Consider the following 11677-nt stretch of genomic DNA (forward strand, 5'->3'; position numbering starts at 1 on the left):
TGGCGGCGGCGCCCTCGGCCGGCGCCGCGCCGCCCCCCCCCGGCGGCGGGGCGCCCGGCCCCCCGCCCCGCCCCGGGCGGGTGATCCCCGGTGCTACTTGGCGACGACCATGGCGTCGCGGATCGTCCGGGTCTTGGCGGCCGCCTGGTCCGCGGTGAGCGCCTGGCCGCTGCCGCCGCTCAGGCTGACCTTGGTGAAGGAGACCCGGCCGGTGGTGGACTTGTCCGCCCACACGCAGATCGTCGGGCCGGGCTTGCCGAGCATGGTCGACGTGCCGCAGGAGAGCTTCGCCGCGGAGTTGTTGGCGTCCTGCGCCGGGAAGTCGGTCATCGTCAAGGACAGGCCGCCGCTGTCCTTCTTGGAGTCCTCGATGATCTGCCCGGGGTCGTTGAGGTCGCCGTAGACGCCGATCACCGAGAAGGTGTCCATCGCGTCCGAGCCCTTGCTGTAACTGGCCACCAGGACGTGGAGATCCGTGCCGAGCTTGGACGCCTCGGGCTTGCTCATGTCGGCGGCCTGCTCCTTCGCCGACTTCTGGACGTAGCCGTCGGCCAGCGTCTGCGGGGCGGTGATCTTGTACTTGCCGCCCTGGTCGCTGCCGCCGAGGAACTTCCAGGCGGCGAAGCCGCCGCCGCCCAGCACCAGCGCGCCGATCACCAGACCGATGACCAGGCCGCCCTTGCCCTTCGGCGGCGGCGCCACCGGGTAGCCCGGCTGACCGTACGGCGCCTGCGGCGGCGCGCCGTACGGCTGCTGGGGCGCGCCGTAGGGCTGCTGCGGCGGGTAACCGTACTGCGGCTGCGGCTGCGGCGCGCCGTAGGCCGGCTGCGGCGGCTGGCCGTACTGCGGCTGGCCCCCGTAGGGCTGCGGCTGCGGCTGTCCCTGCGGATACTGCTGTCCCTGGCCGTACATCTGCTCTGTGCTCCCCCGCCGCACCCGCGGCCTGTCTGGTGTGGAGTTTTCCGTGCACGTCCGGTCGACCGGACGAGTGCCCGGGCACGCTACCGCACGGGGCCCTTCCGGGGCCCGTCCGGGCGCGGCGGGTCCACGGACCGAAAGCCGTTCGTGACCCGCCCCCCGGTTACGTAAACTGTGCGTCGTGACCGACACGACGAACCAGCGCCCCGTGAGCACCTCCGCCGGGGACGAAGCAGCCACCCTCCCGACGACCTACACCCCCGCGGACGTAGAGGGCGAGCTGTACGAGCGCTGGGTCGAGCGTGGGTACTTCAGCGCCGACGCGAAGAGCGACAAGCCGCCGTTCACCATCGTCATCCCCCCGCCGAACGTGACCGGCAGCCTGCACCTGGGCCACGCCTTCGAGCACACGCTGATCGACGCCCTGGTCCGCCGCAAGCGCATGCAGGGCTACGAGGCCCTGTGGCAGCCCGGCATGGACCACGCCGGCATCGCCACCCAGAACGTGGTCGAGCGTGAGCTCGCCAAGGAGGGCAAGTCCCGCCACGACCTGGGCCGCGAGGCCTTCGTCGAGCGCGTCTGGAAGTGGAAGGCGGAGTCCGGCGGCCAGATCTCCGGCCAGATGCGCCGCCTCGGTGACGGCGTCGACTGGTCCCGCGAGCGGTTCACCATGGACGAGGGCCTGTCCCAGGCCGTCCAGACCATCTTCAAGAAGCTCTTCGACGACGAGCTGATCTACCGCGCCGAGCGCATCATCAACTGGTGCCCGCGCTGCCTGACCGCCATCTCGGACATCGAGGTGGAGTACCAGGACGACGACGGCGAGCTGGTCTCGATCCGCTACGGCGAGGGCGAGAACTCCATCGTCGTCGCCACCACGCGCGCCGAGACGATGCTGGGCGACACCGCGGTTGCCGTCCACCCGGAGGACGAGCGGTACAAGCACATGGTCGGCACCGAGATCGAGCTGCCGCTGACCGGCCGCCGGATCCCGATCGTCGCCGACGCACACGTCGACCCGGAGTTCGGCACCGGAGCCGTCAAGGTGACGCCCGCGCACGACCCGAACGACTTCGAGATCGGCCAGCGGCACGACCTGCCGAACATCGCCGTCATGGACGAGCACGCCGTCATCACCGTGCACGGCCCCTTCCTCGGCCTGGACCGCCTGGAGGCCCGCTCGGCGATCGTCGCCGCGCTGCGCGCCGAGGGCCGGATCGTCGCCGAGAAGCGCCCGTACAGCCACTCGGTGGGCCACTGCTCGCGCTGCAAGACCACCATCGAGCCGCGGCTGTCCATGCAGTGGTGGGTCAAGGTCGGCCCGCTCGCCCAGGCCGCCGGTGACGCGGTCCGCGACGGCAAGGTCAAGATCCACCCGCAGGAGATGGAGAAGCGGTACTTCGACTGGGTCGACAACCTGCACGACTGGTGCATCTCGCGCCAGCTGTGGTGGGGCCACCGCATCCCGGTCTGGTACGGCCCGAACGGCGAGGTCGTCTGCGTCGGCCCGGACGAGCAGCCGCCGAGCGGCGAGGGCTGGCACCAGGACACCGACGTCCTGGACACCTGGTTCTCCTCCGGCCTGTGGCCGTTCTCCACGCTCGGCTGGCCGGAGCAGACCGACAGCCTCGCGAAGTTCTACCCGAACTCTGTCCTGGTCACCGGCTACGACATCCTGTTCTTCTGGGTCGCCCGAATGATGATGTTCGGCCTCTACGCGATGGACGGCACCCCGCCGTTCCACACCATCGCGCTGCACGGCATGGTCCGTGACCAGAACGGCAAGAAGATGTCGAAGTCCTTCGGCAACGTGGTCAACCCGCTGGACTGGATGGACAAGTACGGCTCCGACGCACTGCGCTTCACGCTGGCGCGCGGTGCCAACCCGGGCGTCGACGTGCCGATCGGCGAGGACTGGGTCCAGGCGGCCCGCAACTTCGCCAACAAGATCTGGAACGCCACCCGCTTCGCGCTGATGAACGGCGCCACCGTCGAGGGCCCGCTGCCCGCGCCGGAGGAGCTGACCGCGAGCGACCGCTGGATCCTGTCGCGCCTCAACAGCACCGTCGCCGAGGTGGACGGGCTGTACGAGGACTACCAGTTCTCCAAGCTCTCCGAGGCGCTGTACCACTTCGCCTGGGACGAGGTCTTCGACTGGTACGTCGAGCTTTCCAAGACCACCCTGGCCAAGGGCGGGCCGCAGGCCGACGCCGCGCGCCGGGTGCTCGGCGAGGTCCTGGACGTGACGCTGCGCCTGCTGCACCCGATCGTCCCCTTCGTCACCGAGACGCTGTGGACCACGCTCACCGGCGCCGAGTCGGTCGTCATCGCCGACTGGCCGCAGGACAGCGGTTTCCGCGACGCCGCGGCCGAGGCGGAGATCGCCACGCTGCAGCAGGTCGTGACCGAGGTCCGCCGCTTCCGCACGGACCAGGGCCTCAAGCCGGGCCAGCGCGTCCCGGCGAAGCTGGAGCTGGCCGGTACCGCGCTGGAGGCCCACGAGGACGCGATCCGCTCGCTGCTGCGGCTGACCGTCCCCGAGGAGGGCTTCTCGGCCACCGCCTCGCTGCCGGTGGCCGGTGCCACCGTCGCGCTGGACCTGTCCGGAACCATCGACGTCGCGGCGGAGCGCAAGCGCCTCGCCAAGGACCTCGCGGCCGCGGAGAAGGAGAAGGCGCAGACCACCGCCAAGCTCGGCAACGAGGCGTTCCTCGCCAAGGCGCCGGACGAGGTGGTCGCCAAGATCAAGGTCCGTCAGGAGGCCGCCGAGGCCGACATCGCCCGGCTCACCGCCCAGCTCGCGGCGCTGCCGCAGGGCTGAGCCCGCACCGGTCCGTGAGGGGCCGCACTCCGCGACGCGCGGGGTGCGGCCCCTCGGCGTTTCGCGGTGCAGGCGTCGGGTTCCGCCGCGGGGCGGCTTTCGTTACGCCTAATAGCGCAGAAACATTGCTCCCTTCCGGCGAATATTCATCCTGGACCGGGTGAGGTCCTATTCCGAGCGAATTGATTCCGGTCTTGCCCGCGCGCGTTCGCGGAAGTTTGCAGGTGGGATGTGTACGGTGTGCACGGAGTTTCCGAAGGGCGTTTCTGCTGAGCGTTCCGCGGGGTGTTCCTGATGGGTGACGGACGGGAGGGCACGGCGTGGTGGTGACCGAGGAGTTGGCCGACGAACTGCCTGCCGAGGCGGTCGAGGAGGCCAAGGCCAGGGCGGCGACCCTGTTGCTCGCCTTCCGGCACGGGAACCAGCTCGCGTTCGACCACGAGCTGGAGGTGCTGTTCGCCGAGCGGGCCGAGCGCGAGGTGACCACCCTGCTCGCCTGGATCGCCGCCGAGGCCGTCCGCAAGGCGTACGCCCCCGAGGTCGGCGACCGGGTGCTGCGGGCGATGGCCCGGCGGGCACCCGCCGACACCGGCGCCGTCGCGGTGGACGAGGAGAGCGCCGACGCGGCCCGGCTGATCGAAGCGGTGGCGGCCGGCGAGGTGGCCGAGGTCCGCGGCCTGGTCGCCTCGACGGCCGACACCACCTTCCTGCTGGGCGGTCTGCTGCAGGGCGTCGCGATGATGCTGCCGCTGCTACCCGAGGGCGAACTGGGCGAGATCACGGCCGAGTTGCGCCGTCGGCACGGAGGCACCGCGCACCTGCCGGAGGCCCGGGCCGGGGTCTGAGCCCGGGCCCGCGGCAGGCCGCCCGCCGTCCTCACGGCGGGCGGCACCGCGCCTACGGCATGGTCTGCGGGTGGGCGCCGATGGTGACGGCGGCGGGGTTGCCGGCCTCGGCGTCCCAGTCGGTGGACCAGGTCATCGCCCCGCCGATGCCCGGCCAGGTGGTGTCCGGCCGGTAGCTGCCGCAGTCGGTGCCGGCCGCCGGGCAGTCCAGTGCGTCGGTGACGCCGGTGGTGGTGGGGCCGGTGGTGAAGCCGGTGCTCAGCCGGGTCCAGCCGCCGCAGGGCGTCCGGGTGTTGCGGGCGGTGCCGCCGGCGTCGTACGGGGTGTCGATGGTGCGCTTGGGAGCCGCCGACGACTCAAGTCCCTTTCGGGAAAGGGGACTTGCCTCAAAAGGTGGAGTAGGCCAATTCGACTGTCAGGAGGGCGCCAGGCCCGTCCGGCCCGGCCTCAGGCCGCCAGTGCCGGAGCCTGGACCCCGGCGGTTTCGGCGAGCGCGGCGGTCAGCGCGGCGATCCGGGCCGAAGCCAGGCCGTCGCCGTACGGGCTGGGGGTGGCCGCCAGCCGGGTGAGGCGCTCGGGGGTGTCGGAGAGCCAGTCGCGGGCCAGCTCGCCCAGCTCCTCACCGGGCCCCACCAGCGCGGCGAAGCCGGCCTCCACCGCTTCCGGACGCTCGGTGGAGCGGCGCACCACCAGCAGGGGGCGGCCGAGCACGGTGCACTCCTCCTGCACGCCGCCGGAGTCGGAGACCAGCAGCGCCGCGTGGCCCGCCAGCCCCAGGAAGTCGGCGTAGCCGACCGGGCCGGTCACGGTGAGGCGCTGCAGCAGGCCGTCCAGGCCGAAGCGCTCGACGGCGGCCCGGGTGCGCGGGTGCATCGGGAACAGCACCGGGGTGCCGGCCCGGGCGATCCGGTCCAGCTCGGCGAGCACGGAGCCGAGTGCCTCGGCGGTGTCGGTGTTCTCCGGGCGGTGCACGGTGGCCAGCACGTACCCGTCCGGCCGCAGCCCGAGCTCGGCGAGCAGCGCGGCACGGGTGGCCGCGTCCGGCAGCCGGCGGCGGACCACCTCGACGACGGTGTTGCCGGTCAGCCGGATCCGGTCCTCGGCCAGGGACTCCGCGCGCAGGTTGGCGACGTTGTCCAGGGTGGCGGCGCAGAGCAGGTCCGAGACGTGGTCGACCATCACCCGGTTGTGCTCCTCGGGCATCGCCCGGTCGAAGCTGCGCAGCCCGGCCTCGACGTGGACCAGCGGGATCTCCCGGGCGTTGGCGGCCAGCGCGCCGGCGAGGGTGGCGTTGGTGTCGCCCTGGACGACCACGGCGACGGGCCGGTCCTCGGCGAAGGCGGCGTCCAGCTGGCCCAGGGACTGCGCGATCTGGCCGGCCCGGGGTCGGCCGCCGACGCCGGTGAGCAGCTCGGGCCGGGGCAGGTCCAGGTCGCGCAGGAAGCGGCCGGACATCGCCTCGTCCCAGTGCTGGCCGGTGTGCACCAGCCGGGTGGCGTCGCCGAGCTCGTGGATCAGCGGGGCGAGCTTGACCAGCTCGGGGCGGGTGCCGAGGACCACGGCGACGCTGGACGGGGGCAGGCAGGTGCTCATGCGGGAGGCTCCGGGGGCGGGGGACGAGGCGTGGGGGCGGGGCGGCTCAGGATTCGAGCGCGGTGGGGGCGCCGAGGGCGACCTTCTCGGCGTTGCGGCGGGTCTTGGCCCAGCCGTTGCGTCCGAGCAGCAACCGGACGGCGGCCCGGCCGGCGACCACGAAGAGGTGGTAGGCGTAGAGCCAGAGCAGGACGCCCCAGAGCAGCCCGGTGAGCCGGCCCCGGTCGGGGTGGACAGTCCTGCGGTAGGCGAGGCCCCAGAACACCATCGGCAGCGTGGCCAGCACGAGGACCAGCAGCATCCACGGCCCGTAGCGGAGCTGGAAGTCGGCGGTCTCGGCGGGGAAGAGCACCAGCCCGGCGGCGGTGATCCCGAGCGAGAGCGGGAACAGCAGGACCAACAGTACGCAGACCACGGGCTGCAGGAAGGTGTACATCACCTCGGCCTTGCCGGACCACGTGTAGTGCGGGGAGCGCAGCACCCGGCCGGTGTAGCGCAGGCACTGCATGTTGCCCTGGGCCCAGCGGGTGCGCTGGGTGAGGAAGCGGCGCAGCGAGACCAGGCCCTCCTGGGAGACCTGGGTCTCGGTGACGTGGGTGAGCCGCCAGCCGGCCAGGCGCAGGTCCAGCCCGGACTCGTAGTCCTCCAGCAGCGCGCGCTCGGGCCAGGGGCGGCCGGCCCGGCCCTCCTCGGCGGTGAGCGAGTCGAGGGCGGTGAGCCGGACGAACTGGCCGTTGCCGCCGAGGCCGACGCTGCCGGTGCGGCGGCGCAGCAGCTGCATGCCCGCGTTGTTGGCCTGGAACTCGACGTCCTGCATCCGTACGAGCGCGCGGGCGGCGGCGTTGGCGGCCCGGCCGCGACCGGGCAGCGGGAGCTCGTCGTCGGCGTTGCGCATCCGGACGCCGATCTGGACGGCGCCGGTGTCCGGGCGGCCGAGGGCCTTGTCGTTGCAGACCCGGGCGAGGGTGCCGGGGTCGAGCCGGCCGTCGGCGTCGACCACGCCGATCACCACGCGGGAGCGGTCGGTGTCCCCGGGCAGCCAGGCGGAGATCTCCCGGTAGGCGGCGTTGAGGGCGGCGCCCTTGCCGATCCGGGCGTGCGGGCGGCGGCGCCGGACGAGGTGGACGCGCGGGTCGCGGGCGGCGGCGGCGAGCACGAGTTCGCGGGTGGCGTCCTCGCTGTCGTCGTCGATCACCCACAGGTGGGCCTCGGGCGCGGAGGCGCGCAGGCCGTCCAGGGTCTGGGTGACCACCGCCTCCTCGTCGCGGCACGGGACGACCAGGTGCCACTGGAAGGCGGCCGGGTCGCCGGGTTCGGCGGGCCGGTTGTGCCGGAAGGCGTGGCGGGAGCCGGCCCAGTACACGAGGAAGCGTCCGAAGACGAGCGCCATGTAGCCCACGAGGGCCAGGGAGATCAGTCCGGCGACCCGGACGACGGCGTCCTGTCGAAGCGTGATCCAGTCGTGCAGGGCGTCGGGCATGGCGCAGTGCTCCTCGTGATCAAAGGCTGGCGGCTCCTGTCGGCTGCGAATTGCTGCTTCGTTGCGGCTTGGATTCGCTAAATGAATAGTAAAGGGATCAAACTGGCTCGTAGCGGTGAAGGTCGGACAAAGTGGCCGTTCTCACCCCGCCCCTCACCCTGTGAGGACGCCCCGCCACCGCTCCGTAGACTGTGGTCGTGAGCGACAAGGCCGACCCGAACCCGTACACCATCCGCCCCGCCGACGGCGGCACCGGCGACGCCCTGCGCGACGTCGAGGCCGAACTCTCCAAGCGCTGGCCGGAGAACAAGCTGGAGCCCTCGCTCGACCGGATCGAGGCGCTGATGGACATCTTGGGCCAGCCCCAGCGGTCCTTCCCCTCCATCCACATCACCGGCACCAACGGCAAGACCTCCACCGCCCGGATGATCGAGCAGCTGCTCAACAGCTTCGAGCTGCGCACCGGCCGCTACACCAGCCCGCACGTCGAATCCGTCACCGAGCGGATCAGCCTGGACGGCGCCCCGATCGCCCCCGAGCGCTTCGTCGAGGTCTACCGCGACATCGAGCCCTACGTGCAGATGGTCGACTCGGCGCAGCCGGTGCCGATGTCCTTCTTCGAGGTGCTGACCGGCATGGCCTACGCCGCCTTCGCCGACGCCCCGGTCGACGTCGCCGTCGTCGAGGTCGGCATGGGCGGCTCCTGGGACGCCACCAACGTCATCGACGCCGCCGTCGCCGTGATCACCCCGATCGGCCTCGACCACACCGACAAGCTCGGCGGGACCACCGGCGAGATCGCCGTCGAGAAGTCCGGGATCATCAAGCCCGACGCCGTCGCCGTCGTCGCCCAGCAGCAGCTGGACGCCGCCCAGGTCATCCTGCGCCGCGCCGTCGAGGTGGACGCCACGGTCGCCCGCGAGGGCATGGAGTTCGGCGTGATCCGCCGCGAACTCGCCGTCGGCGGCCAGCTGGTGACGCTGCGCGGACTCGGCGGCGAGGAGTACGAGGACGTCTTCATCCCGCTGCACGGCGAGTACCAGGCGCACAACGCGGCGCTCGCCCTGGCCGCGGTCGAGGCCTTCTTCGGCGTCGGCGGCGCCCGCGGCGGGCAGCTCGACGTCGACAAGATCCGCCAGGCCTTCTCCGGCGTCTCCTCGCCCGGCCGCCTGGAGGTCGTCCGCCGCAGCCCCACGATCGTCCTGGACGCCGCGCACAACCCGCACGGCGCCCGCGCCACCGTCGCGGCCCTCACCGAGTCCTTCGGCTTCACCCGGCTCGTCGGCGTGATCGGCACCTCCGGCGACAAGGACGTGGCCGGCGTGCTGGAGGCCTTCGAGCCGATCCTGGCCGAGGTCGTCATCACCCAGAACTCCACCCACCGCGCGATGGACGTCGACGAGCTCGCCGCCCTCGCCGTCGAGGTCTTCGGCGAGGACCGCGTCCAGGTCGAGCCCCGCCTCGACGACGCCATCGCCGCCGCCGTCACCCTCGCCGAGGAGGAGGGCGACCTCGGCGGCGCCGGGGTGCTGGTCACCGGTTCGGTCATCACGGTGGGCGAGGCCCGCCTGCTGCTCGGGAGGAAGTGAACATGAGGACGCTCTGTTCCTCGACGCTGATCGGCGAAGCGCTGCTGATCATGTTCGCGGCACTGGTCGCGATGCGGCTCTCGGACGTCTCCGGCGGGGAGATCTGGACGGTCAGCGGCATCGCGATGGCGCTGTGCATCGCGCTCTGCGGCATGATCGACCGCCCCGGCGCGGTGCAGATCGGCTGGGCGCTGCAGATCGGCCTGATCGCCAGCGGCTTCGTCCTGCCGACCATGTTCGGCCTCGGCGTGGTCTTCGCCGGCCTGTGGTGGTGCTCGGTGCACTACGGCCGCAAGGTGGACGCCTTCAAGGCGGCCCGCGCGGCCGCCACCGAGGCGGCCGCCGTCCGGGTCTAGGGCCCCGTCCCCGTGCCCCCGCGGGCGGGCGCGCGGGGGCAGGACCGGGGGTCCGGACCGGCCGACCGACACGCCGTGTACGCAAGGTAACCTCTGCCGTGTCGGCCCACCCGTCGACCCGACTGCCTGCCGAACCGAATCCCCAGGAGACGCACCGTGTCCCAGCGCACTCTCGTCCTGCTCAAGCCCGACGCCGTCCGCCGCGGCCTGGCGGGCGAGATCATCAGCCGCATCGAGCGCAAGGCCGGCTGGCGCTTCGCCGCGATCGAGCTGCGCACCTTCGACCGGGCGACGCTGGAGCAGCACTACGCGGAGCACGTCGGCCGCCCGTTCTACGAGCCGCTGCTGGAGTTCATGACCTCCGGCCCCTCGCTCGCGCTGATCGTCGAGGGCGAGGAGGTCGTGAAGGGCATCCGCATGCTGGCCGGGGCCACCAACCCGCTGGAGGCCGGCGCCGGCACCATCCGCGGCGACTACGCGACGATCACCCGCGAGAACCTCATCCACGCCTCCGACTCCCCGGAGTCCGCCGAGCGCGAGATCAAGATCTTCTTCCCGGCGCACGCCTGAGCCGGCCGGGCGACACGCCCGGAGGACCTCGGGACTGCCCCGGTCGGGACCATTGGCCCGGCCGGGGCATTCTTATCGTGAAATAGGGAACTGGGCATCCCGACACGGCGTCCCAATCCGGGGAGAAGCGATCACGCTCCGGACAATGGACGGTATGCCCCGCGTCGACGTCCGTACCGTGCAGCGTGACTACGATGGACGCGACTCAAGGGCCCGGTAAGGCAGCTCAGCTGGTCTCCGCCCAAGCGTGGGCGCACGCAGTCGTCCACCCCCCCCATGAACTCCGAGCCCGGGAAGGCACCTACACCCCATGGCGAGCAACCTGTCGTTCATCGGCCGCGACTTGGCGATCGACCTCGGAACTGCCAACACGCTGGTGTACGTCAGGGGCAAGGGCATCGTCCTGAACGAGCCGTCGGTCGTCGCGGTGAACACCAACACCGGCGGCATCCTCGCCGTCGGCGCCGAGGCCAAGAAGATGATCGGCCGCACCCCGGGCAACATCGTCGCCATCCGCCCGCTCAAGGACGGCGTGATCGCCGACTTCGAGATCACCGAGCGCATGCTGCGGTACTTCATCCTCAAGATCCACCGCCGCCGCTACCTCGCCCGCCCGCGCGTCGTCGTCTGCGTGCCCTCCGGCATCACCGGCGTCGAGCGCCGCGCCGTCATCGAGGCCTCCTCGCAGGCCGGCGCCCGCCAGGTGCACATCATCGAGGAGCCGATGGCCGCCGCCATCGGCGCCGGCCTGCCCGTCCACGAGGCCACCGGCAACATGGTCGTCGACATCGGCGGCGGCACCACCGAGGTCGCCGTCATCTCCCTCGGCGGCATCGTCACCGCCCAGTCCATCCGGGTCGCCGGCGACGAACTGGACAACGCGATCGTCCAGCACATCAAGAAGGAGTACTCCCTCCTCCTCGGCGAGCGCAGCGCCGAGCAGATCAAGATGAGCATCGGCAGCGCCTTCGGCCTGGAGGGCGAGAAGGACGAGCACGCCGAGATCCGCGGCCGCGACCTCGTCAGCGGCCTGCCCAAGACCGTCGTCATCTCCGCCGCCGAGGTCCGCGAGGCCATCGACGAGCCGGTCAACTCGATCATCGACGCCGTCAAGACCACCCTCGACCAGTGCCCGCCCGAGCTGGCCGGCGACGTCATGGACCGCGGCATCGTGCTCACCGGCGGTGGCGCCCTGCTGCGCGGCCTCGACGAGCGGCTGCGCCGCGAGACCGGCATGCCGATCCACATCGCCGAGAACCCGCTCGACTCCGTCGCGCTCGGCTCCGGCAAGTGCGTCGAGGAGTTCGAGGCCCTCCAGCAGGTACTCGACGCCCAGCCGCGCCGTTAGCACCACAGCACACATCCGACACGACTGAACGGGCCGGCCCCCCCGGCCCCCCCGCCCGGGGGGGCGCGGGGGGAGGACCGGGGAGTCACACACCGCGGTGGGGCCACCGCTCTGGCCGCGGGGTGGCCACCGGGCGGGTGGGGACGCCGGCGCGCGG

Annotated in this window: 9 protein-coding genes; 6 read left to right on the forward strand and 3 right to left on the reverse strand. The window is 72.1% G+C overall.

Translation table 11 applies throughout. The annotated features are described in order from the left end of the window. Nucleotides 1–93: 93 nt before the first annotated feature. On the reverse strand, nt 94–912 hold the full coding sequence (locus ACFV0O_RS26785) for a hypothetical protein (protein ID WP_380346010.1): 819 nt from the start codon (nt 910–912) through the stop codon (nt 94–96). Nucleotides 913–1126: 214 nt separating this feature from the next. On the opposite strand from ACFV0O_RS26785, the gene ACFV0O_RS26790 reads away from it, so the two are divergent. Beyond that, entirely contained in the window at nt 1127–3739 is a 2613-nt protein-coding gene (locus ACFV0O_RS26790; RefSeq protein WP_380346044.1) for a valine--tRNA ligase, read from the forward strand. 320 nt (nt 3740–4059) lie between these two features. Then, nucleotides 4060–4584 carry a hypothetical protein gene (locus ACFV0O_RS26795; RefSeq protein ID WP_380346012.1) on the forward strand — a complete coding sequence of 175 codons (525 nt, stop codon included), beginning with the start codon at nt 4060–4062 and terminating at the stop codon, nt 4582–4584. Between the two features lie 447 nt (nt 4585–5031). Here ACFV0O_RS26795 and wecB read toward each other — a convergent pair whose 3' ends face one another. Next, complete coding sequence (gene wecB, locus ACFV0O_RS26800) at nt 5032–6177, reverse strand: non-hydrolyzing UDP-N-acetylglucosamine 2-epimerase (protein WP_380346014.1); 1146 nt, start codon at nt 6175–6177, stop codon at nt 5032–5034. Between the two features lie 46 nt (nt 6178–6223). Further along, the gene (locus tag ACFV0O_RS26805) at nt 6224–7657 is read right to left on the reverse strand and encodes a glycosyltransferase family 2 protein (protein ID WP_380346015.1); all 1434 of its coding nucleotides are present in this window, start codon (nt 7655–7657) and stop codon (nt 6224–6226) included. 197 nt (nt 7658–7854) lie between these two features. Here ACFV0O_RS26805 and ACFV0O_RS26810 point away from each other — a divergent pair, with 197 nt between their 5' ends. The 4 genes from ACFV0O_RS26810 to ACFV0O_RS26825 all read left to right on the forward strand — a co-directional run bounded on the left by ACFV0O_RS26810 (nt 7855) and on the right by ACFV0O_RS26825 (nt 11520). Continuing rightward, nucleotides 7855–9246, forward strand: a complete 1392-nt coding sequence (locus tag ACFV0O_RS26810; RefSeq protein ID WP_380346016.1) for a bifunctional folylpolyglutamate synthase/dihydrofolate synthase — start codon at nt 7855–7857, stop codon at nt 9244–9246. 2 nt (nt 9247–9248) lie between these two features. Then, the gene (locus ACFV0O_RS26815; RefSeq protein WP_380346020.1) at nt 9249–9602 is read left to right on the forward strand and encodes a DUF4233 domain-containing protein; all 354 of its coding nucleotides are present in this window, start codon (nt 9249–9251) and stop codon (nt 9600–9602) included. A 156-nt stretch (nt 9603–9758) separates the two neighbouring features. Continuing rightward, complete coding sequence (gene ndk, locus ACFV0O_RS26820) at nt 9759–10172, forward strand: nucleoside-diphosphate kinase (protein ID WP_360248577.1); 414 nt, start codon at nt 9759–9761, stop codon at nt 10170–10172. 322 nt (nt 10173–10494) lie between these two features. Further along, complete coding sequence (locus ACFV0O_RS26825; RefSeq protein WP_030256393.1) at nt 10495–11520, forward strand: rod shape-determining protein; 1026 nt, start codon at nt 10495–10497, stop codon at nt 11518–11520. Nucleotides 11521–11677 lie beyond the last annotated feature (157 nt).

The sequence above is a fragment of the Kitasatospora sp. NPDC059577 genome (assembly GCF_042735475.1).
Classification (GTDB): Bacteria; Actinomycetota; Actinomycetes; order Streptomycetales; family Streptomycetaceae; genus Kitasatospora.

Excerpts from the sequence above, each read along its gene's own strand:
- ACFV0O_RS26785 (WP_380346010.1), bottom strand. The coding sequence starts at position 912 with ATGTACGGCCAGGGACAGCAGTATCCGCAGGGACAGCCGCAGCCGCAG.
- wecB (WP_380346014.1), bottom strand. The coding sequence starts at position 6,177 with ATGAGCACCTGCCTGCCCCCGTCCAGCGTCGCCGTGGTCCTCGGCACC.
- ACFV0O_RS26805 (WP_380346015.1), bottom strand. The coding sequence starts at position 7,657 with ATGCCCGACGCCCTGCACGACTGGATCACGCTTCGACAGGACGCCGTC.
- ACFV0O_RS26815 (WP_380346020.1), top strand. The coding sequence starts at position 9,249 with ATGAGGACGCTCTGTTCCTCGACGCTGATCGGCGAAGCGCTGCTGATC.